The 21,987-nt window shown below is 65.5% G+C and carries 15 protein-coding genes; 8 read left to right on the forward strand and 7 right to left on the reverse strand.

The window, feature by feature from the left end:
- The 3 genes from BMW75_RS29780 to BMW75_RS24260 all read left to right on the forward strand — a co-directional run.
- Window positions 1-4,847 (forward strand): type I secretion C-terminal target domain-containing protein (locus BMW75_RS29780; RefSeq protein ID WP_092582209.1); only part of this gene is annotated, 4,847 nt, incomplete at its 5' end.
- A gap of 106 nt (window positions 4,848-4,953) precedes the next feature.
- Complete coding sequence (locus BMW75_RS24255; protein WP_076522161.1) at window positions 4,954-5,637, forward strand: transglutaminase-like cysteine peptidase; 684 nt, start codon at window positions 4,954-4,956, stop codon at window positions 5,635-5,637.
- A 17-nt stretch (window positions 5,638-5,654) separates the two neighbouring features.
- Window positions 5,655-7,622, forward strand: a complete 1,968-nt coding sequence (locus BMW75_RS24260) for a bifunctional diguanylate cyclase/phosphodiesterase (RefSeq protein WP_092582210.1) — start codon at window positions 5,655-5,657, stop codon at window positions 7,620-7,622.
- Window positions 7,623-7,707: 85 nt separating this feature from the next.
- On the opposite strand, the gene BMW75_RS24265 is transcribed toward BMW75_RS24260, so the two are convergent.
- Genes BMW75_RS24265 through BMW75_RS24275 form a run of 3 tightly spaced genes read right to left on the reverse strand, consistent with a single transcriptional unit; the run spans window position 7,708 to window position 11,074 of the window.
- Window positions 7,708-8,547 (reverse strand): M48 family metallopeptidase, encoded by an 840-nt coding sequence (locus BMW75_RS24265; protein ID WP_076522162.1) that lies wholly within the window; start codon window positions 8,545-8,547, stop codon window positions 7,708-7,710.
- A gap of 37 nt (window positions 8,548-8,584) precedes the next feature.
- Window positions 8,585-9,655, reverse strand: a complete 1,071-nt coding sequence (aroC, locus tag BMW75_RS24270; RefSeq protein ID WP_092582211.1) for a chorismate synthase — start codon at window positions 9,653-9,655, stop codon at window positions 8,585-8,587.
- A gap of 36 nt (window positions 9,656-9,691) precedes the next feature.
- Complete coding sequence (locus tag BMW75_RS24275) at window positions 9,692-11,074, reverse strand: putative bifunctional diguanylate cyclase/phosphodiesterase (RefSeq protein ID WP_092582212.1); 1,383 nt, start codon at window positions 11,072-11,074, stop codon at window positions 9,692-9,694.
- Window positions 11,075-11,607: 533 nt separating this feature from the next.
- Here BMW75_RS24275 and BMW75_RS24280 point away from each other — a divergent pair.
- Both BMW75_RS24280 and BMW75_RS24285 read left to right on the forward strand, forming a co-directional pair.
- Window positions 11,608-13,575 carry a bifunctional diguanylate cyclase/phosphodiesterase gene (locus tag BMW75_RS24280; protein WP_092582213.1) on the forward strand — a complete coding sequence of 656 codons (1,968 nt, stop codon included), beginning with the start codon at window positions 11,608-11,610 and terminating at the stop codon, window positions 13,573-13,575.
- A gap of 89 nt (window positions 13,576-13,664) precedes the next feature.
- Entirely contained in the window at window positions 13,665-15,107 is a 1,443-nt protein-coding gene (locus BMW75_RS24285; RefSeq protein WP_092582214.1) for a sensor histidine kinase, read from the forward strand.
- Window positions 15,108-15,153: 46 nt separating this feature from the next.
- Here BMW75_RS24285 and BMW75_RS24290 read toward each other — a convergent pair whose 3' ends face one another.
- The 3 genes from BMW75_RS24290 to BMW75_RS24300 all read right to left on the reverse strand — a co-directional run bounded on the left by BMW75_RS24290 (window position 15,154) and on the right by BMW75_RS24300 (window position 17,940).
- Window positions 15,154-15,873: a response regulator transcription factor gene (locus BMW75_RS24290; RefSeq protein ID WP_043518814.1), complete on the reverse strand. Its 720-nt coding sequence runs from the start codon at window positions 15,871-15,873 to the stop codon at window positions 15,154-15,156.
- Window positions 15,874-16,081: 208 nt separating this feature from the next.
- Complete coding sequence (locus tag BMW75_RS24295) at window positions 16,082-17,572, reverse strand: protein adenylyltransferase SelO (protein WP_092582215.1); 1,491 nt, start codon at window positions 17,570-17,572, stop codon at window positions 16,082-16,084.
- Window positions 17,569-17,940, reverse strand: a complete 372-nt coding sequence (locus BMW75_RS24300) for a DUF2069 domain-containing protein (protein ID WP_076521690.1) — start codon at window positions 17,938-17,940, stop codon at window positions 17,569-17,571. Before BMW75_RS24300 ends, BMW75_RS24295 begins: the two co-directional genes overlap by 4 nt.
- Window positions 17,941-17,957: 17 nt before the next feature.
- On the opposite strand from BMW75_RS24300, the gene BMW75_RS24305 reads away from it, so the two are divergent.
- Complete coding sequence (locus BMW75_RS24305; RefSeq protein WP_092582216.1) at window positions 17,958-19,274, forward strand: YihY family inner membrane protein; 1,317 nt, start codon at window positions 17,958-17,960, stop codon at window positions 19,272-19,274.
- 37 nt (window positions 19,275-19,311) lie between these two features.
- Window positions 19,312-19,770 carry a CBS domain-containing protein gene (locus BMW75_RS24310; RefSeq protein WP_076521692.1) on the forward strand — a complete coding sequence of 153 codons (459 nt, stop codon included), beginning with the start codon at window positions 19,312-19,314 and terminating at the stop codon, window positions 19,768-19,770.
- A 36-nt stretch (window positions 19,771-19,806) separates the two neighbouring features.
- On the opposite strand, the gene dusA is transcribed toward BMW75_RS24310, so the two are convergent.
- Complete coding sequence (gene dusA, locus BMW75_RS24315) at window positions 19,807-20,793, reverse strand: tRNA dihydrouridine(20/20a) synthase DusA (RefSeq protein WP_254792121.1); 987 nt, start codon at window positions 20,791-20,793, stop codon at window positions 19,807-19,809.
- 216 nt (window positions 20,794-21,009) lie between these two features.
- Between dusA and BMW75_RS24320 the strand changes: the two genes are divergently transcribed.
- Complete coding sequence (locus tag BMW75_RS24320; RefSeq protein WP_092582218.1) at window positions 21,010-21,978, forward strand: homoserine kinase; 969 nt, start codon at window positions 21,010-21,012, stop codon at window positions 21,976-21,978.
- Window positions 21,979-21,987 lie beyond the last annotated feature (9 nt).

A 21,987-nucleotide genomic window follows, 5' to 3' on the forward strand; every position in this document is an offset into this window, starting at 1 on the left:
TGCCGGGCAACATCACCGACAGCGGCAGCGCCACGATTGTCGATACCGAAAGCACCGATCCGTCCAACCCGAACCCGGGCGCCGACGTGCCCGCCCTGACCGTCTCCGACGCTGGGGATGTCAATGAAGGCAGCAACGCAGTCTTCAACGTCGCGCTGACCAAGTCCGTCGACGCCGACACCACCCTGACCTTCAAGCTGGGCGGCCAGATCGAAGCGGGCGACGTGGGCACGCCCACCGTCATGATCGGCGGTAAGTCCGCCTCGGTCACCGCCAACGCGGATGGCTCGTACAGCATCACGGTCCCTGCCGGCACCACGGGCGGCATCGTGGTCACGGTCCCGACCACCAACGACACGGTGTTCGAAGGCCGCGAGCAACTGACCCTCGAAGCCACGCTGACGGGCAATTCCGCCAGTGGCGTTGCCTTGCCGGGCAACATCACCGACACCGGCAACGCCGTCATCGTGGACGACCGCGGCCCCGGCGCCGACGTGCCCTCGCTCAATGTGTCCGACGCGGGCAACGTGACGGAAGGGAATAAGGCGAGCTTCAACGTCTCCCTGAGCAAGCCCGTCGATGCCGAGACCACCCTCACCTTTACGTTGGGCGGCCAGATCACCGCAGCCGACCACGGCACCCCGACCGCGACGATTGGCGGGCTGTCCGTGACGGTCACGGCCAACGCCGACGGCTCGTACAGCATCAAGGTTCCCGCCGGCACCACCGGCGGCATCGTGGTCCAAGTGCCCACGACGGCAGACGGCATCTACGAAGGCACCGAGAAAATGACGCTCGACGCCACGCTTTCCGGACAGACCGCCAGTGGCTCGGCCTTGCCGGCAGGCATCTCGGACAGCGGAAATGCCTCGATCGTCGATATCAACAAGCCCCCGGTGGTCGGCAGCGCATCCGCGGCCGTGTCCGAGGAAGGATTGAGCGGCGGCATCAAGGACAGCAACGGCACGTCCGACACGACCAACTCGGCGCAGGCCAACGGTCAACTGAGCATCACCGACGACAATAGTGGAGCCACCTACACCATCACCCTGGTGGCGCCGGCCAATGGCACCCTCTCTTCCGACGGCGTGCCCATCGTCTGGACGCTCTCCGACAACGGCCATACCTTGACCGGCCGCGCCGGCTCCGCCGATGCCATCATCATCAAGATCGACGACACCGGCGCGTACACGGTGAAGATGCTGGCGCCGGTCGACCACCCGGACACGACCCGCGAAGATACGCTCGGCCTGTCCGTGACGGTCAAGGTCGCCGACGGCGTCAATGCGCCCGTCTCCACCACCCTGAACGTGACGATCGAAGACGACTCTCCCGTCGTGCAGCAGAATTCGCCCGTCAACGTGGAATCCACCGGCATTCCCGATGTCTACACCGGCAAGGTGTCGTTTGCGGGCAGCTCCAGCAGCGACAGCCAATGGAAGTTCACGTTCGGCAATGGTGCGGTGGAAGTCTCCGCCAAGGGATTCACCTCGAAAGACGACCTCACGCTCGTCGACGCCAAGGTCAACCAGAGCACGTCCGGGCTGGGCGTGGCCAGCAATGAATCCCCGTATCACAACATTGCGAATGAGGTGGACTATCGCGAACTGAACGGGCAAGGCGCGTCTGAAGAGCTGACGATCCGCCTTACCGGCGGAAAGATCGCCTACGGCGCAACCATCGACTTTGCAGCCATGTACGGCGGCGAAGTGGAAAGCGGCATCGCGCGTTTCTACCGCGATGGCGTGCTGATTGCCGAACGCACCTTCACCTCCGACAAGAACGGCGGCGACTATGCGGCGAACTTCCGGGTCGAGGAAGGCGGTTTCGACACCATCGTGGTTTCCGCCACGGACAACCACAAGAACTCGTCGAGCGACAACAGCGACTTCACGGTCACCGGCGTGACGTTCCTGGGCAGCCAGGATGTCCATGCCATCGCCTATGCCGACGGCAACCTGCAGTACGCCTACGGCGCCGACGGCGCCGGCACGCTGCAGCTGACGGGGGTGGAAAGCGGCCTGACCACGCGCGACGGCGGCGCCATCAAGACCAATGTGGCGGCCAATGGCAACCTGATCCAGGGCCTGGATTCCTCGGGCAATCTGGTGTTCGAGATCCGCCTGACGCCGGCCACCGGCAAGTGGGAGTTCTATCAGTACCAACCCATGAATGGCACGGCCAACGACCTGATCGACTTCACGTACCAAGTCAAGGACGCCGACGGCGACTTTGCCAACGGTCAATTCCAGGTCGGCGGTGTCGAGCCGACCGGGCCGACCCTGGCGATCGCAGACAACAACGCCGCTGCTCCTGGCGTCTTGAGCGTGTCGGAAGCACAGGCCACCGGCAGCGGCTCCTTCCTGATCACCGCGGCGGCCGGACTGAAGTCGATCTCGATGGACGGCACGGGCAACGCCGATGCCACGCTGACCCTGGACCGCCTGGCGGGCCTGGCGAACGATCCGCTCACGCTGACCACCAGCAAGGGCACGCTGACGCTTACCGGCTACGACGCGGCCACCGGCAAGGTGACCTACACCTACCAGACCAGCGGCGCGCAGCAACACACCGGCGACGACACCAACGTCCAGGACCACTTCACGATCACGGTCGAAGACAAGTTCGGCGGCAAGGCCACGGGCGACCTGGGCGTGCTGGTCACCGACACGGCGCCCAGTCTCGTTCCGGCCGCCGCAAGCTCCGCGCTGTCTTCGCTCGGCACCAACATCATGCTTACGTTGGACACGTCCGGCAGCATGAACTATGGCAGCGGGGTGTACAGCGGCTGGCGTGAACTGTCGCGACTGGAGGTTCTGAAGTCCTCGGTTGCCAAGCTGCTCGACCAATATGGCGAAGCCGGCGACGTGCGCGTCATGATCGTGGAGTTCAACTCGACCGCCGGCCAGAAGGGAGGCGGCTGGATGTCGCTGGCCGACGCCAAAGTGCTGGTCGAGGGCTTGAGCTACGGCGGCGGCACGAATTACGAAGCCGCGTTGAACACCGCGATGACTGCGTGGAACAACTCTGGCACGGGCAAGCTGGAAGGCGCCAATGTCCAGAACATTTCCTACTTCTTCACGGACGGAAATCCGGAGAACGGTCCCGTCTACGCGGCGCAGCAAGCGACCTGGGAGAAGTTCCTCTCGGACAACCATATCAATTCTTACGGCATCGGCCTGGGCACCAACGCCAGCGGCACGTACATTGATCCGGTCTCCTACAACCCGGACAAGCCGCAGGACAGCAACACGATCATCGTGAAGGACCTGAACGGGCTCGACACGGCGATCGCGGACACCATCGCGCCGCCCATTACCGGTGACATCTCCGCCGGAGGCACGCTGGGCGCCGACCTGGCCGGTGCGCGCATTACACAACTGGTCATCGACGGCAAGACGTATAACTACGACGCCGCGACAAACAAGGTTACGGCCAGCTCCGGCGCGACCTACACATTCGATTCGGCCAAATCCGAACTGACGGTGACCACGTCGCATGGCAAGTTCACCATCGATCTGGCGGGCGAAAACGTGGGCGATTACCGCTACCAGCCGCAAACCGCCGGCAGCGACACCGTCCAGTACACGGTCAAGGATGGCGACGGCGATACGGCAAGCTCCAGCCTCACGCTGACGGTGACGGCGCCGGTCCATCAAAACCCGGATGCCGTGAACGACAGCGTGATCACCAACATCCTGGGTTCGCAGTTGACCGTGCAGGCCGGCTCGCTGCTTGCCAACGACGTGCGCGGAACGGGTGCGTTGACGATGGGTCCGCTGACGGTGAATACGGGCTGGAAGGACAAGGGAGGCGATTTCACCGCACGAACGGTGGAAAAAGTTGACTTTGACAGCACCGGCAACAACAACGCGAACAAGTTCCTGACGGTCAACCGTGACCGTCTGGCGCAGATTGGCCAGGATCGCGCTCAGATCAAGGTGGACGGTTATCTTGCTTCGGTCGGCTCGAGCCAAAACAACGATCAGGACACAATCACCATCACCCTGCTGGCCGGTGAGGTCCTCACGCTGAGCCATGACCAGCCAAGCAACTGGATCCGGATGGAGTATCGCCTGGCAGGAAGCTCGGACGACTATGTCGTGCTGCAGAGCGGCCAGTCCATCAGCTCCACGAACGGTGCCACCTACGAAATCCACATGGTCAACGTCGACGACAACGGATCGAGCTGGGGCGGCACGGGAGCGGAGGACTATCTGCTCACGATGACCGTGGACTACTCCCACGCGAACCCCGTGACCGACAACGTGGCCAATTCCTCGTACACGATCCAGACGGCGGATGGTCATAGCGACAGTGCCAATGTGTCGGTGGCGTATCAATCGGGTAGCTCTCTGCTTGGCACCGACAAGAGCGAGATCCTGCTTGCGGGCGATGGGAACGATACGCTCAACGGTGGCAAGGGCAACGACGTGCTGGTCGGCGGAAAGGGCAGCGACACCCTCATCGGTGGCGACGGCTCCGACACGTTCCGCTGGGAGTTCAATGATCAGGGAACGACCGCCAACCCGGCAGTCGACCGGATCAAGGACTTCTCCCTGGCCAAGCCCGCGGACGGCGGAGACGTGCTGGATCTGAAGGACCTGCTCGTCGGAGAGAAGGACGGCAATCTGACGAACTATCTGAACTTCAAGCAGGATCCGGCCAACTCCAGCAACACGATTCTCGAGATCAACACCAAGGGCCAGATCGGCCAGGGTGCCGATCAGAAGATCGTGCTGGAGGGCGTCGATCTCACTCATGACGCCCACGGTCAGGCCGTCAGCAACCAGGCCATCATCAACGACCTGCTGCAGAAGGGGAAGCTGAACGTCGATCACCACTAAGCCACGACGTTCCAAGGGAAGGCCGGCATCGGCCTTCCCTTTTTTCTCAGTCACATTTTTTAAAGGGTGCGTCCAACATCACGCAAAAAATGTGAAAATCCGTTTCATGCCATCGACCCGCCGTTACCGTAGCGCGCTGACTCTGTGCCGATTGGCGTTGCTATGCCTGGCTTGCGGCTGGACGGGCAGTTCCGCCCTGGAAGTCAACTCCGACCGGCTGCAAAGCCTGTCGGCCAGCCGCTACGGCGCCAAGGGCTCCAAATCGGTCTCGAGCTGGCTGCAATTGCTGCGCAGCCCCGCGCCCGCCGCGAACAAGGACCGCCTCACCGTCGCCAACGATTTCTGGAACCGCGCCCTCCTTTCCGGCGAGGATTCCATCATCTGGAAGCAGGCCGACTACTGGGCCACGCCGCTGGAATCGCTGGGGCGAGGCGCGGGGGATTGCGAAGACTATGTCATCGGCAAGTATTTCACCCTGCTCTCCATGGGCGTGCCGGCCAACAAGCTGCGCTTCATCTACGTGCGCGCCCGCATCGGCGGCCCGGCCAGCAGCAGCCAGGTGGCGCACATGGTGCTGGGCTATTACGAAACCCCGAATGCCGTCCCGCTGGTGCTGGACAGCCTGATCTCAACCATCCTGCCGGCCACGCAGCGGCGCGACCTGACGCCGGTGTTCAGTTTCAATGCCGACGGCGTCTACGTGGACGGCAAGGCTGCCGCGCCCGTCGACCGCCTCAGCCGCTGGCGCGACCTCCTTCAACGCATGGAACGGGAAGGCATCCGCCCCTGATGTCCGGAAACAAGACTATGTCCATACTTCGTCAGCTCCTGCTCAGTGTCACCCTCGCCATCAGCGTCATCTTGCTGGGGACGCTGGCGCTCAGCGTCAACTCGGCGCGCGAATACCTCTCGGGCCAGCTCCAGGTGCAAAGCACCGACGCGGCGGTATCCCTGGCCCTGTCCTTGTCGCAACCGGCGAACAATGACCCGGTCGTCCAGGAGCTGCTGGTGTCGGCGCTCTACGATGGCGGGCACTTCTCGCTGGTGCGCCTGACGGATCCCGAGGGCAAGGTGCTGATCGAGCGCAAGTCCACGGCGACGGCGGCTTCCGTGCCGGCGTGGTTCCAGGCGCTGGCGCCGCTGGATAGCCAGGCGGCCAGCCACGCGGTCAGCGACGGCTGGCGGCAGATCGGCGAAGTCACCCTGATCGCCAACGACGCCTATGCCTGGGAAGCCTTGTGGCGCAGCAGCCTGAAGATGATCGCGCTGGTGGTGGGCGCGGGCATCCTGTGGGCCGTCTTTGCCTTCGTGCTGGTTGGTTGGATCAAGAACCGGCTTCTGCGCGAGATCAGCGACCACGTTCGCGGCATCGGCCGGGACTCGCCGGGCGAGCAGGTCGAGGCGCGGGTGCCGGAGCTCTCCGGCGTGGTGCAGGCCCTGAACCAGACGCGCGAACGCATCCATGCCAGCGTCGAAGAGCAGAACGCGAAGATCGAGTCGCTGGAACTGGAGCTGAACCAGGACCCGGTGACCGGCCTGCCCAACCGCAAGTACTTCGTCAACGAGTTCCGGCGCGCGCTGGAAACCCGGCCGGCGGCGGGCACGTCCCGGATCGATGGCGGGCATGTCCTGGTGTTCCGCCAGCGCGATCTGGCGGACCTGAACCGGCACATGCCGCGCGAATTCATCGACCAGTGGCTGCGCGCGGCCTGCGAACGCATCCAGGGGTCGCTGACGCGCATGCATGTGGCGACGCCCCTGCTCGCGCGCCTGAACGGATCCGATTTTGCGCTGCTGCTGCCCGGCTGCGCGGCGCCGCAGGCCATGATGGTGGCCGAGCAGGTGCGGGCCGATCTGCACGCCTCGCGCATTCCGGTCGGTGAGGGGCATCTGTGCCGTTGGGCGCAGGCCATGACCGATTACGGACACGGCAGCCAGGCAGGCGCCGTGCTGGCGCGACTGGATTTCGGCCTGATGCGTGCGGAAAGCGCCGGCAACGACCAGGTCGTGATTGCGGGTGCCACCGACATGCACTCGCCCTCGGAAGCCGGCGAGCGCGCATGGAAGGACGCCATCCAGACGGCATTGGAAGGGCAGCATTTCGAACTGGCGACAGAACCCCTGCTCGCGCTGGACGGCCGCGTGGTCCGCACCGAAGCCATGCTGATGCTGCGCACCGCGCCCGACCAGGAGCCGATCCCGGCCACGCTCTTCATCCCGCCGGCCGTGCGGCTGGACCTGGTGGCGGAATGCGACCTGGAATCCGTGAGGCTGGGCCTGCAATGGCTGGCCCGCCATCCGGGCGAACTCGCCGTGCGCGTGGCGCTGCCGTCGCTGCGCGGCCAGAAGTTTATGCGCCAGCTTGCGCTGCTGCTGACCGAAAACCGTCCGCTGGCGCGCCGCCTGTTCGTGGAAATCGACGCGCACGGGCTGGTCGAATGCCACGAGCAGATCACCGCGTTTGCGCGCGTCGCAGCGGAGTTCGGCGCGCACATCGGCGTGCGCCGCCTGGCGCAGCAGTTCGGCGCGGTGGCGCAGCTGCACACGCTGCCGTTGTCCTACGTGAAACTGGGCGGGGGGTTCGTGGGCGGCATGTCGCAAAGCCCGGGCAGCCAACAGTTGACTGCCTCGGTGCTGGAAACCGCCCGGTCGCTGGGGATCGCGGTCTATGCGGAAGACGTGCCGGACGCGGAGACCCAACGCATCCTGCACGGCCTGGGCATCGAGATCATGCGCGGCCAGGGCGTCAAGACGGCCAGCGGGGGACAAGGCTGAAGGCCCCGCGATCGGCAGACCATGCAAAACGGCCCGCGCTGGCCTTGCCGCGCGGGCCGTGTCGTCAGCGCGAGGCCGGACGCGCTCAGCGCGCGCCCTGGCCCTTGGACTGTTCGTAAAGCGGCATCACCTTCTGCGCTGCGGCTTGCAGGTCGCTGATGCGCGAGGCGGCCGACGGGTGGGTCGAGAGGATCTCGGGTGGTGCGCTGCCCTGACTGGCCGCGCCCATCTTCTGCCACAGCGTCACGGCGGCGCGCGGGTCGTAGCCCGCCCTGGCGGCCAGTTCCACGCCCATGCGATCCGCTTCGGTCTCATGGGTGCGGCTGTTGGGCAAGGTGAACATCACGCTCGTAAACTGCCCGCCCAGGTCCGACGCCGCGGGAGATCCCGTGGCGATGGACAGCACCTGCAAGCCCAGATCGGTGGCCATCTGCTGGGATACGCGCTCGCGCGCATGTTCGCGCAGCGCGTGGGCGATCTCGTGGCCCAGCACCGCGGCCAGCTCATCGTCGGTCGGATTGATCTTTGAAATCAGGCCGGTGTAGACGGCGATCTTGCCGCCGGGCATGCACCAGGCGTTGATCTCGTCGCTGGACAGCACGTGGACTTCCCATTTCCAGCCTGTCGCATCGGGACGGAACACGCCCGCCTGCGCGATCAGGCGCTGGGAGATGTCCCGCACCCGGGCCACCTGCTTGGCGTCGCGGTCCAGCAGCCCCTTGGACTTGGCCTGCTGCAGGATGTCGGCGTATTGCTGGGCCGCCTCCTGCTCCAGTGCCTGCGAGGGCACCATGCTGGACATATATTGCGTGCGATTGACGCCCACGGCGCCAGACTGCGTGGTGTTCATGCCCGTGCAGCCGGCCAGTACGGCCAGCGACAGCACGGCTCCGGCATTGCGCAGAAAATGACGCTTCTGTTTCATGTCGGCCTCCAAGCCATTTCAACAACGGGAAAGCGTATCAGACCGGGGCGGCGCCACACTGCCCGCGGTGGCGCAGCGCGTGGTCGATCAGCACGAGCGCCAGCATGGCCTCGGCGATCGGCGTCGCGCGGATGCCGACGCAGGGGTCGTGGCGCCCGAGCGTCTGGACCATCACCGGCTCGTTGGCGCGGTTGACCGAGCGGCGCTCGACCCGGATGCTCGACGTGGGCTTGATCGCCAGCGACACGGTGATGGGCTGGCCCGTGGAGATGCCGCCCAGCACACCCCCGGCGTGGTTGCTCAGGAAGCCGTCGGGCGTGATCTCGTCGCCATGTTCTGACCCGCGCTGCGCGATGCAGTCGAAGCCGGCACCAATGGACACGCCCTTGACCGCGTTCAAGCCCATCATGACGTGGGCAATGTCGGCATCGAGACGGTCGTAGATGGGTTCCCCCCAGCCGGCCGGCAGGTTCTCTGCGACGACTTCAATGCGCGCACCGATGGAATCGCCGTCCCGGCGCAACTGGTCCATATAGGCTTCCAGTTCGGGGACGACCTCGGCATTGGGGGCATAGAAGGGATTGTTGGGCACCTCGTCCCAGGAAACGAAAGGGATCGCGATGGGACCGAGCTGGCTCATGTAGCCGCGCACCTTCACGCCATGGTGTTCGGCCAGCCATTTCTTGGCGATGGCGCCGGCCGCCACGGTGGGCGCCGTCAGGCGCGCGGACGAACGGCCGCCGCCGCGCGGGTCGCGCACCCCGAACTTGCGCCAGTAGGCGAAGTCGGCGTGGCCGGGCCGGAAGGTGTCGGCAATGTTGGAATAGTCTTTGCTGCGCGCATCGGTGTTGCGGATCAGGAGGCCGATGGGCGTGCCGGTGGTGACGCCGTCATAAACGCCCGACAGGATCTCGACCTGGTCGGCTTCCTGGCGCTGCGTCACGTGGCGCGAGGTGCCGGGACGGCGGCGGTCCAGCTCGGCCTGGATGTCCGAGGCGTCCAGCGCCAATCCGGGGGGACAGCCATCCACGACGCAACCGATGGCCGGCCCGTGGGATTCGCCGAAATTCGTGACGGTAAAGAGAGTACCTAGGGTATTGCCGGGCATAGGGAGTCAACAGGTCGGGTTTGCAAGCAACCCCGATTATGACACCGCCGAGGCCAAAGCCTGGATCTGGGCGGCGGGCGCGGGCCTACCCAGCAAATAGCCCTGCATCACGCGGCATCCCAAGGACTTGAGGATTTCGCGCTGCCCTTCCGTCTCGACCCCCTCGGCCACGACTGGCAGATGCATCGCCTGGCACAGCCCGAACAGGGCCGACACGACCTCGCGGCTGCCGGCGTCCGATTCCAGGGCGGAAATGAAGCTCCGGTCGATCTTGACCCAGTCGATGGGCAGATGGCGCAGGTGGTTCAGGCTGGAATAGCCACAGCCGAAGTCGTCCAATGCCACGCCGATGCCCTTGTCGCGCAGGATGTTCAGGATCTTTACGTGCCGCTCGTAGTGCAGGATGAAGATGGATTCGGTGATTTCCAGCACCAGTTTGCGCGGAGACAGGCGGGTGGCCTCCAGCACGTCAGTCACCAGCTGAACCAGGCTGTCCTCGTCCATCTGCTTGACGGAAAGGTTCACGTGGACGCGCCAGGCGGACGGCCACAGCGCCGCCTGCGTGCAAGCCCGCTCCAGGATCCAGGCGCCCAGCGGCACAATGAGGCCGCTGCGTTCGGCCAGTTCAATCGTGACGGCCGGCGACACGCTGCCCAGCACGGGGTGATGCCAGCGCAGCAGGGCCTCGCAGCCCTGCACCACCCCGGTGCCGCTGTCGCAGACCGGCTGGTAGTACAACTCGAACTGCTCCATGTCGGGCGTGGTCAACGCCAGCCGCAGGTCGTTTTCCAGGCCCTGCTGATCCCGCTGGCGCGCCAGCAGACGGAAATCAAAGAGGTTCCAGCCCTCGCCGCCGCGTTCCTTGAGCGGGACCATCGCGACCTGAACGCAGCGCTGCAGTTCTTCGACGCTGCGGCCGTGGGCGGGATAGAGGGCGGCGCCAATCCGAAAGACCGCAATAAGGGGACGGCCTCCCAGTTCATAGGGCGCGCTCAGGTCGGCCAGCAATTTGGCCGACACCTGCGCGGCGCCCTCTTCGTCCACGCTGGGGACGCAGACGGTGAACGAATCGGCACCGGCACGGGCCGCCATGCCGCCCAGCGCCCGGGCGACCAGCCCGAGCCGGTCCGCCACCTGCACCACGAGGGCCTGGTCTTCGCCCGCGCGCAGCATCGCGCTGATCTGGGCGTAGTGTTCGAAACTGACCAGAAAAAAGGCGCCGCGGCGCGTCGTGCCCTGCGGCTTGCCCAGCCAGGTACGCACGCGACGATGCAGCTCCTGCTGGCTAAGGAGGCCGGTCAATTCGTCACGCGTCAAACGCCGCCGGAGCGTGCGCTCCCGGCGGACGAAAAGCAGACTGATCGCTGCAAGTGCGCCCGCGAGCGTCAGGCACAGTGCGAGCAGGTAACTCTCACGCACGGAGCCCCCTATCCATATGCCCCCGGCGTTGCGGCCCGACCACGGGCCCAGGGGCTGTAACATATTTTAAATTATGCATTGCTTTCGCAAAAACACGCCACTTTTCGGAGGCAACACGCCCCTTCCTTCCTGACATCCTTGGGTTCTTGGTTTGCTCGCGGCAGGTCATGGCAGGGTCCTGGATGGCAGTCGCTGGCCGGTCCTCTCGCCATGCCTCGCTCCATCTACGACACCGAAGCGCCAAAAATTAATACGCAGTGTCTCAATAGTTCTCAACCGGCCAATTATCACGAGCGAAATAATTGCACACCTTGTCTGATATGACCGAGGATTTCGTAATATTCTGTGCGTTCTGTGACAAGCCCCATTACAGTGTCAGCGTTGCCATCGCAATCTCCGTAACGTGTGTCACGTTTGATATCCAGGTTTTATCCCGCGCAGGCGTTCTTGCCGCCTGACGCTCCCGTTTAGGCGGCAGCCGACGCGATACCCCGCCGGCACCGCGCAAGCCCAGGAAGGGACACGCAAGTAACATGCCCACATTACGCCGGCTGCTTTTATGCTCCGCTCTTCTGATCGGCTTCATCCTGCTTGGCGCCCAGGCGCTCGGGATGCTGGCGGCGCACCGCTACCTGAACACCCAGCTCGCGCAGCAAAGCGAAGCGGGCGCCAACGCGCTGGCGTGGGCGCTGTCTCACGGCACGGGCACCCAGCAGGAGCAGGCCGAGCTCGCGGATGAACTGTTCGGCCAAGGCCTTTATTCGCTGGTAAATATCACGAATGAAGGAAATGTCCTGCGCGTCGAGCGCCGGTCGCCGCCGGCCGCCGGCCGCGACCGGGACTGGCGCGCCGCGTGGCTGAACATGGAAGCGCCGGCGGTGTCCCGGCCCTTCGCCACGCCCAACGGCAAGACCAGGGGCACCCTGACCGTGCAGGCCGACGCGCGGCTGGCGCGCGACACGCTATGGCAAGGCGGTGTGCGGGTGCTGGGCCTGGCGCTGGCCGCCGCCGCTTTCTGGGCGCTTTTCGCGACCAACCTCGTGCGGTGGATCGAGGCCCGGACATCCCGGGACATCTGCGACCGCGTCCGGGCCCTGGCGCCGGGCGCCGGCACGGCGCTGACCGGCTCCTGCGAAATGCCGGGGGTGGACCAGGCGCTGGTCGATGCGCAGCGGCGCGTGGCCGCCACGGTGCAGGAACAGAACGCCCGCATCGAATCCCTGCAAAGCGAGATCTACCGGGACCCAATCAGCCGCCTGTCCAACCGCAAGCATTTCATCGACCAGTTCAGGCTGGCCCTGACCGACAAATCCGACGACACGGGCGGCCACCTGCTGATGTTCCGCCAGCGCGATCTGGCGCAGATCAACCGGCACCTGTCCCGCGCCTTCACCGACCAGTGGCTGCGGTCGTCGTCGGACCGGCTGCGCAAGCTGGTGGAGGAATTCGGCGGTCCGGGCGCGCTGCTCGCGCGGATCAGCGGCTCGGACTTCGCCCTGCTGCTGCCCCGCACGTCAGCGCCGCAGGCCAGCCTGCTGGCCGAACGCGTGCGGCGCGAGCTGCGGTCCCTGCGCGTGCCGATGGACAAATACGGCTGGTGCCGCTGGGCGCTGGCCATGGCTGAGTTCGCCCCGGGCGACAACATGAGCGACATCCTGGCCCGCCTGGACCATGCCCTGATGTGCGCGGAAAGCGCTGACGACGACCAGATAACGCCCGCGAGCCAGGCCGCCGACAGCACCCGTATCGGCGAATACAGCTGGCACGATGCGCTGGTCACGGCGCTGGAGCAGCACCGGTTCTCGCTGGCGGCCCAGCCGCTGCACGACCTGTCCGGCGCGGTGCTGCATTACGAGGCCACGCTGGCGCTGCACGACGCGTCCGGCACGGACCCCGTCCCCGCCTCGATCTTCATGCCCCCGGCGGTGCGCCTTGGCCTGTCGGCCGAATGCGACATCCAGGCGATCCGCCTGGGACTGGACTGGCTCTTCACCCATGAAGGCGCGCTCACCGTGCCGGTGTCGCTCGCCACGCTCGCGCAAGGGTCATTCTTCACCCGGCTTGAACGCATGCTCGCCGACCGGCCGGCGCTGACGATGCGGCTCATCCTCGACGTCGACGCCGCCGGACTCGTGGAACAAGGCGCCGACGTGCGCCTGCTCTGCGACATTGTCACCGGCGCCGGCGGAAGGGTCGGCGTGTCCAGGCTGTCGCAGCAATTCGGCGCCATGGAACACCTGCATGAATTCCCCGTGTCCTACGTGACGCTTTGCGGCAGCTTCATCACCGGCCTGCTCCACAGCCCCGGCAGCCAGCACCTGGCCGCCACCGTGGTCGCCACCGCAAGGACGCTGGACATGGCGGTCTATGCCGCCGACGTGCCTGACAGCGCCACGCAGTTCGTGCTGGAAGAGATCGGCGTCCGCGCGATCAGCGGGGCTGTCGTAAACTTCGCCCACGCGCACGATCTCGCGCATGATCACCAATGGGTTCCTAGTTGACGGAAGGATTGTTTCTTCGCACCCGCTGGCGTTTCCGCCACCTTCGCGCGAGCTGGGCCGGCTCCCTCCGGAGATCCGCCTGGCCGGGGATGGGGCTGCTGCTATGCGCCCTTTTCTGGCCGGGCCATGCGCTGGCCTACGGGCTGAATGCCGACTACGACAGCCTGCAGTCCGGCCTGACCGCTGGCGTCGCGATCGCATGCACACTGGCCTGCGGCGTGGCCTGGGCGCATACCCGCAACGCGTTGTACGCGGCAGGCGTGGCCTTTGCCCTGGTGGAAGGCCTGTTCCGATCCCTGCCCGCGCTGATGCCCCCGGGCGCGCTGCAGGCCGCCTCCTACGCGGCCCTGCTCGCCCTGACCGCCCCCCTGCTGAAAGGCTCGCGCTGGGCCACGATGCTGGCCGCCGCGTGCCGATCCATCAGCATCGCGCTGTGCGGCGTGGCGGCGCTGGCGCTGATCTTCGTCTACGAAACCGAATCCGGCGTGCTGCCCGCCGCCATCGCGGGCGTCTGCGCCCTGCTCAGCGTGCCGCTGGCAATCTGGTTTCTGGCAAGCGCGGCAAGGCAACGGTGCGTGCGCGAGATGTCCCTGGCGCTGGCCCTGGCGCTCACGTATGGCGCATCAGCATGGATACTCGGACACGATGCCTGGACCGCCGGCGGCGCCGATGCCGCCGACGCCGGCATCGAGGTATTGCGGCTGATGCTGGCTTCGGGCGCACTGCTCTGGCTGGCGCTCAATACCTCCGTCGACCTCGCGCCGGCCCGCCCCGCCGATGGCGCCACGAACGCCGAGCATCTGGCCCAGGGCGAACTGCGGCTGGCGGAACTGGCCGGCGCGCTCGACACGCAGCGGCAGATGAATGCGCTGATCTCGCACGAATTGCGCGCCCCGTTGGCCACCATCAGCGCCGCGGCCCAATCCCTGGACATGATTCTCTCCGACAGCGGCGAAACCGTGGATACGCGCTTGGCGCGCATCCACCGATCAGTCGCGCGGATGACGGAGCTGATGGACCAGTTGCTGAACCAGGACCGCCTGGAAGAACACGCCTGGAGCCCGCGCGGCGAACAGACCGACCTGGCCGACCTGGTGCGCGACGTGGTCCACGCCATGCAGCCCGATACGGCGCATGCGCTCGTGGTCGACGCGTACGCCCCGCTGCCCGTCTATTGCGACCGTCCGCTCACCAGCGTGGTCGTGCGCAACCTGATCCACAACGCCATCAAGTACTCGCCCGCCAACGAGCCGGTGCGTATCGAAACCGGTCATACCCGGGTCGGCGACACGCCCATGACGTGGGCGGCCGTCGTCGACCGCGGCGCCGGCATCGAGGAAGAAGAACAGGCCCGCATCTTCGAGCCGCGCTTTCGGCGGTCTGCGCATCGCGAGACCCAGGGCATGGGGATCGGGCTGTATCTGGCCCGGCGCATCTGCCAGAGCCAGGGCGGCACGTTGACGGTGCAAAGCCAGGTGGGCGTGGGCACGCGCTTTGTCGTCACCCTGCCGACCTGCGGACCGCAGGCCTAGGCGCCAATCGGCGTGCGCGGTCCACGGCTCGCGGCCGCGGCCCGCATCAGGCGGCGAACACGTAACCCTGGCCGCGCACGGACAGCACCGGCAGCTTGAGGCCGGCGCTTTGCGCCTTGGCGCGCAACCGGCTCACCAGCACGTCGATGCGCCGCAATTCAAAACCGCCCGGGCTGTCCGGCAGGAAGAGTTCGGCCAGTGCCTGGCGGCTGACCGCGCTGCCGGCGGCATCCATCAAGGCCACCAGAAACGTCCGTTCCTGCGCGCTCAGGTGCAGCGAAGCGCCGTCCGGGGCGACGAGAATCCAGCCGCCGTCCTGCAGGGACCAGTTCGTGTCCGCCGACGCGCGCGTCTCGGCATCGGCCGGGCGCGGCGCCTTTGCCAGGCGCATCCGGCGCGCGAGGCTGCGTATGACCGAACTGAGTTCAAGCAGGTCGACCGGCTTGGTCATATAGACGTCGGCGCCGCCTTCCAGGCCGCGAACGCGGTCCTCAAGGGCGCTGCGGCCCGTCAACATGACGATGCCCACCGGGCTCAAGGCGCGCAGGCGCGTGGCGACGGAAAAACCATCCTCGCCGGGAAGATGGGCGTCCAGGATGACGATGTCGCACGGCTGCTCCTGCAACCGGCGATAAAAGGCCACTGCATTGTCACAGGCGAACGCCACGCGAAAGCCGTAGCCGCCCAGGCCCAGCGCCAATTCCTCGCGGAAATCGGCATCGTCCTCAAGCAGGCCGATACATAGCAAACCATCTGCACCAGGCATATTCAGAGCGCTTTACATTGAGATTGTCGACAAATGCCCTGGAGACTCTTGAAAAAAAGGTCCCGGAGCCGGCAATCTTACGACTTTTACAATGGAAACGAATGATTGCAGTGAAAAAAACGGCGATATTTTGCATTTTTCGCGCGTTTTTTTCGCAAGCCGGGTTTGCCGCCGGATTAATCGTGCCGCGAATATCTCAAAATCGGCTTCAGGAAGAACAGCTGACTTCGATTCCGTTGGCCCAATCCGGCGGCAACCCGGCATAACGTTCATAACCGTCCTGGGCGACATAAGGGTTACGCAGTAGTTTAAGCAGCGTATCGATTTCACCAGGATCCCCCATTTTGGCAGCGCGAATCGCGTTCTCGGCGAGGTGATTGCGCAGGACATAAAGGGGATTGACGCGATTCATGGCGGCGGCGGTTTCGGCCACGGGCCGACCTTGCTGCGCGTGGCGGGCCAGCAGCCGATCCAGCCAGGCGCCAGCCGCGAGGCGATCGATAAAAAGATCTTCAAACGCGCTGCGCCGGCCCTGCAATGCATCGGCCAGCCGGCGCCAGGTCAGGGTGAAATCGGCCTGATTGGCATCCATCAGTTTCAGCAGATCGTCCAGCAGCGCCTCGTCGTCGGGCACCCAGGCCGCCAGTCCCATCTTGGCGCCCATCCTGTCGTGGAAAGCGCGCGTGAAAATGGCTTCGAACTGGTCCAGCACCGCGCGCAACGCATCGGCGTCCTGCACCAGCATATGCAGACTGCCGCCCAGCCGGTAAAGATTCCAGAGCGCCACGGACGGCTGGCGATTCCAGGAATACCGCCCCTCGGCGTCCGAATGATTACAGATATGTCCCAACCGAAAACCGTCCATGAAACCGTAGGGACCGTAATCCAGCGTCAGCCCCAGGATGGACATATTGTCGGTATTCATGACGCCATGGCAAAACCCCACGGCCTGCCAATCGGCCATCAGCAGCGCCGTGCGGCGCGTGACTTCCTGCAGCAGATTCACGTAGGGCGCGGTTTCAGAGGGAGTTTCCCCCGCCTGCGCCTCGCGGCACTGCGGGTAGTACCGATCAATCACATAATCGGCCAGCGTTTTGAGCAGGTCGGGCTGGCGCCGCGACGACCAGTGCTCGAACGAGCCGAACCTGACGAAACTGGGCGACATCCGCGTCACGATCGCGGCGGTTTCGACGGTTTCCCGCATGACCGGATCGTCGGACACCACCAGCGCCAGCGCCCGCGTGGTCGGCACCCCCAAACCGTGCATGGCTTCGCCGGCCAGATATTCGCGCACGGAGGAACGCAGCACCGCCCGGCCATCCCCCATCCGGGAATAGGGAGTCATGCCGGAACCCTTGAGCTGCAATTCCCATGCGCCTTCGGGCCCCTCCACCTCTCCCAGCAGGTGCGCGCGCCCATCGCCCAACTGGCCCGCCCAGACGCCGAACTGGTGACCGCTGTAAACGGCGGCAAGCGTGTCTCCGCCTGGCAGCGGGCGGCTGCCGGAAAACACCTCCAGGAATTCCGAGGTGGACAGCACCGCGGGATCCAGGCCGATCAAGGCGGCCGCCTCATGATTGGCGTGCAACAGCCTGGGGTTGTTCAGCCCTTGGGCTGGCAGCCGGGTATAGAAGGCCTCGGGCAAGGCCGCAAACGAGTTGACGGCATTCAGTTCGGACAGCGATTGGGCATTCTTCATGCGCGTTGACTCCGGGCGGCGCGTTTGGCTGGACGCACATAGAAAATGGCGCTGAGGAAAAAGGTGGTCGACAGCAGTATCTCGCCCCACGCCATCAGGACGGACAGGGGCGCCGGATCGGACATGGCGCGGACCACCCCTTCCATCAGGTAGAGCAGCGACAGCATCGACGCCCACTGATAGGTATAGAGATTGCCGCGCACGATGCCGCGCAACGGGAAGGCCAGCGGCAGGGCCTTGAGCAGCATCCAGGATCCGCCTGGCCGTACGGGCGCCACCACAGTTTCCCAGGCGACGCACAGCACGATCAGGGCAAACAACGACACCGAGGCCAGCAGGCGCAAGCGGGGGTTGAGTTCGGGGTTCATGCTGCTATTATCGCCTGATGAATCGCCCCGCCGAGCCCGCCGCCGCTACGCCGGCGGTCACCAAACGATCGACCTCGCGCTTTTCATGGGTCGCGAGGTCCGGACGCGTATTTATCTTTGTTGTGCAGCGCGCCAACGAAGAGAAATTGCTCCAGGTGGCGTCCAGCCTCACTTTCACCACCGTCCTGGCAATCGTCCCCATGCTGGCGGTGGTGCTGTCGCTGTTCACCGCCTTTCCCGTTTTCCAGGAATTCCGGGTCGCCCTCGAGGACTTCCTCACCACCAGCCTGATGCCCCCGTCCGTCTCGGACAACATCATGGACTACCTGAACCAGTTTGCGCACCAGGCATCGCGCCTGACCGCCATCGGCGGCGCCTTCCTGCTGGTCACGTCACTGCTGCTGATCATGACGATCGACCAGGCCTTCAATGACATCTGGCGCGTCTCGCGCCAGCGCCCCTTGCCGCAGCGGGCGCTCGTGTACTGGGCCATCATCACGCTTGGACCGGTCCTGGCCGGCGGCAGCCTTTGGGCCACCTCGTTCGTGGCCCGCGAATCGCTGGGGCTCATCAAGGACGTGCCCGAGGTGGTCAGCGTGGCCATCTCTTTCATCCCGCTGGTGCTCACGGGACTGGGCTTCGCGGCGCTCTTCGTCGTCGTGCCGAACCGCGATGTGCTGTGGCGCGACGCGCTCATCGGCGGCAGCGTCACGGCCATCGTGCTGGAAATCATGAAATCGGCGTTCGCCTTTTACCTGACGCGGTTTCCCACGTACACGGTCATCTACGGCGCCTTTGCGACCCTCCCCATCTTCCTGCTGTGGATCTACCTGTCCTGGCTGGCGGTCCTGCTGGGCGCCACACTCGCCTCCAGCGCCCCCCTGATCCGGCTGGGACGCTGGCACATCAACCGCTATCCCGGCGCCTCGTTCGTGGACGCGCTGGCTGCCCTGCGCGCATTGCGCAAGGCACAACTGTCGACGCCGGGCGGCGTGGCCGCAAACACGCTGGCCTCGCAGCTGCGCCTGCACCAGGACGAGCTCAATGAAGTCCTGGAGACGCTGAGCGCCATGGGCTTGGTGACCCGCAGCCCCGAAGACAACTGGATGCTGACCTGCGACGCCCGCACGACCTCAATGGCGCCGGTCGTGGACCGCTTTCTGATCGACCGCAGCCAGCCCCGCGTGCGCAATGATCCCGACATCCTGCGCGTCGCTTCGTCCGTGATTTCGCCGCAAACCACGCCAACGCTGGAAGAACTCTGCGGAGAAGCGCAAAATACCGACAATGACGTCGCACCCGTGCTGCTGCAGCTGGGCGCGAACAAGAAATAGCAAAGCATATGGGCGCAGTCCGCCCCAGGAGATTCCGATGTTGAAGGTCAGTGAGATTTTGCGCGTCAAGGGCGACACGCTCTATACGGCGTCGCCCGACATGCCCGTGGCGCAGGCCGTGCAAACCATGAGCGAGCAGGACATAGGCTCGTTGGTCATCATGGAATTCGGCACCCTGACCGGCATGCTCACGTTCCGCGAGATCATCCGCCACATGCATGCTCATGGCGGGGCCGGCGATACGACCATCCGTTCGATCATGGACGACGCCCCGGTCAGCGTGTCGCCCAACACCAGCGCCGACGAAGTGCAGCGCCTGATGCTGGAAAAACACGCGCGCTACATCCCCGTGATGGACGGTCCCACGCTGATGGGCGTGATTTCCTTCTATGACATGGCGCAGGCCATCGTCGCCGCCCAGCAGTTCGAAAACAACATGCTCAAGGCGTATATCCGCGACTGGCCCGCCGAAAGCGCCGAACCCGCCAAGTCCTGAGCCCGCGGGCGCCCTCGCTGCGGCCTGCCCCGGGAATCACATCCCGGCCGGCGCGGCCTCGCGAGCGGCGTCGTGCGCGCCTGAGCCCGGCGCATGGCGTTGGCTGCGCCACGCGTCGTAGATCAGTTCCGGATTGTTCGCGGCCAGCAGGGCCGGGTCCGACAGCATCCGGCGCCAACGGCGCGCGCCCGACTGGCCGTTCACCAAGCCCAGCATCGGACGGGTCATCACCCGCAGCGGCACGCCCTTGGCAACCTGGCGGGCGGCATATTCCGTCATGGCGTCCACGACCTGCGCGTCGCTGGGCAGCCGCACCGACGGCCACAACTGCAACGACACTTCCGACAGCACGCGCGGCGTGTGCCAGGCCGCGCGTCCCAGCATCACCCCGTCAAAGGTCTGCGCGGCGCTCACGGACTGCCCGGCATCGGCCAGCCCGCCATTGAGCACGAAGGTACAATCCGGAAAATCACGCTTGAGCTGCGCGACCACGTCATAACGCAGCGGCGGAATCTCGCGGTTGTCCTTGGGCGACAGGCCCTTGAGCACCGCGTTGCGGGCGTGGGCGATGAAGACGCGGCAGCCGGTGTCATAGATCTTGCCCACGAAATCCCGCACGAATTCATAGGATTCGTCGTAGTCCAGTCCCAGACGGTGCTTGACCGTGACGGGAATGTCCACGGCATCCTGCATGGCCTTCATGCAGTCCGCCACCAGCGCCGGCTCGGCCATCAGGCAGGCGCCAAACGCGCCCTTCTGCACGCGCTCGGACGGGCAGCCGCAATTCAGGTTGATTTCGTCATAGCCCCATTGCTTGCCCAGCTTGGCCGAGCGGGCCAGCGCATCGGGCTCGCTGCCGCCCAGTTGCAGGGCCACGGGATGCTCGGCCTCGTCGAACTCCAGGTGGCGCGCGACGTTGCCGTGCAGCAGCGCCCCCGTGGTGATCATTTCGGTGTACAGGCGAGCGCGTGGCGCCAGCAGCCGGTGAAAGTAACGGCAGTGACGGTCGGTGACGTCGATCATCGGGGCGACGCAAAGCCGCCAGTCGGGGGAGTCCAAGAATCACTCTACAAAACAAGGGGATGCGGTATTTTACGGTGCTTGGCGACATTGTGCCCGGCGGCCGCCATCCGGTCGTCCGACGGCGGCCCCGGGGCCGCCCTCCATGTGGTCTAAAATTGCGGCGCCGCCGCCGTGCACGCCTGTCCGCGCGTCCGTTAACCTTCACACCGTAGATCCATGGCCGTATTCACCTCTGTATCCGACGACGACGCGCGCGCCCTGCTGGCGCATTTCGATCTGGGCGAGCTCGTCTCGCTTCGAGGCATTACGGCGGGTATCGAGAACACCAACTATTTTCTTTACACGACGCGCGGCGAATACGTGCTGACGCTGTTCGAGGTGCTGACGCATGCCCAACTGCCGTTCTACATCGAGCTGATGTACCACCTGGCGGAACGCGGCATCCCCGTGCCCCAGCCCCAGACATTGCGCGACGGCACCCGGCTGACCACCCTGCACGGCAAGCCCTGCGCCATCGTGTCTCGCCTGCCCGGCGGCTACGAGCCGGCCCCCGGTCCCGCCCACTGCGCGCTGGCCGGCGCCACCCTGGCGCGCGCCCACGTGGCGGCGCAGGACTTTCCGATCCGCCAGCCCAACCTGCGCGGGCTGTCCTGGTGGCTGGAGACCGCCCCCAAGGTCATGCCCTTTCTCAGCCCGGCGCAGGCCGAGCTGCTGACGGCCGAACTGGCCGCGCAGCAGGCCGTTACCTCGACCCCCGCCTGGCAGGCCCTGCAGACCGGACCGGCACACTGCGACCTGTTCCGCGACAACGTCCTTTTCGCCGGCACGTTCGAAGATCCGCTCATGGGCGGCATCATCGACTTCTACTTCGCGGGCTGCGACACGTGGCTGTTCGACGTGGCCGTGAGCGTCAACGACTGGTGCATCGAGCGCGACACTGGCGAATTCGTCCCTGAATTGGTGCAGGCCTGGCTAAAGGCTTACGCCTCCGTGCGCCCATTCACCGACGCCGAGCGGGAGATCTGGCCGCTGATGCTGCGCGCGGCCGCCCTGCGCTTCTGGCTGTCCCGCTTGTATGACTTCTACCTGCCGCGGCCGGCCCAGACCCTCAAGCCGCACGACCCGCGCCATTTCGAACGAGTGTTGCAAGCACGCCACCGCTCGGCCTTGCCAACCTTGCCGTAACCGCTACGC

Origin of the sequence: Achromobacter sp. NFACC18-2, from assembly GCF_900108985.1 — a bacterium.
Lineage (GTDB): Bacteria > Pseudomonadota > Gammaproteobacteria > Burkholderiales > Burkholderiaceae_B > Achromobacter.

Coding starts and splice junctions, on each gene's coding strand:
- BMW75_RS24305 (WP_092582216.1), top strand. CDS start 17,958: ATGAATCGCCCCGCCGAGCCCGCCGCCGCTACGCCGGCGGTCACCAAA.
- aroC (WP_092582211.1), bottom strand. CDS start 9,655: ATGCCCGGCAATACCCTAGGTACTCTCTTTACCGTCACGAATTTCGGC.
- BMW75_RS24310 (WP_076521692.1), top strand. CDS start 19,312: ATGTTGAAGGTCAGTGAGATTTTGCGCGTCAAGGGCGACACGCTCTAT.
- BMW75_RS24300 (WP_076521690.1), bottom strand. CDS start 17,940: ATGAACCCCGAACTCAACCCCCGCTTGCGCCTGCTGGCCTCGGTGTCG.
- BMW75_RS24265 (WP_076522162.1), bottom strand. CDS start 8,547: ATGAAACAGAAGCGTCATTTTCTGCGCAATGCCGGAGCCGTGCTGTCG.
- BMW75_RS24295 (WP_092582215.1), bottom strand. CDS start 17,572: ATGAAGAATGCCCAATCGCTGTCCGAACTGAATGCCGTCAACTCGTTT.
- BMW75_RS24290 (WP_043518814.1), bottom strand. CDS start 15,873: ATGCCTGGTGCAGATGGTTTGCTATGTATCGGCCTGCTTGAGGACGAT.
- BMW75_RS24285 (WP_092582214.1), top strand. CDS start 13,665: ATGGGGCTGCTGCTATGCGCCCTTTTCTGGCCGGGCCATGCGCTGGCC.
- BMW75_RS24255 (WP_076522161.1), top strand. CDS start 4,954: ATGCCATCGACCCGCCGTTACCGTAGCGCGCTGACTCTGTGCCGATTG.
- BMW75_RS24320 (WP_092582218.1), top strand. CDS start 21,010: ATGGCCGTATTCACCTCTGTATCCGACGACGACGCGCGCGCCCTGCTG.
- BMW75_RS24260 (WP_092582210.1), top strand. CDS start 5,655: ATGTCCATACTTCGTCAGCTCCTGCTCAGTGTCACCCTCGCCATCAGC.
- dusA (WP_254792121.1), bottom strand. CDS start 20,793: ATGATCGACGTCACCGACCGTCACTGCCGTTACTTTCACCGGCTGCTG.
- BMW75_RS24280 (WP_092582213.1), top strand. CDS start 11,608: ATGCCCACATTACGCCGGCTGCTTTTATGCTCCGCTCTTCTGATCGGC.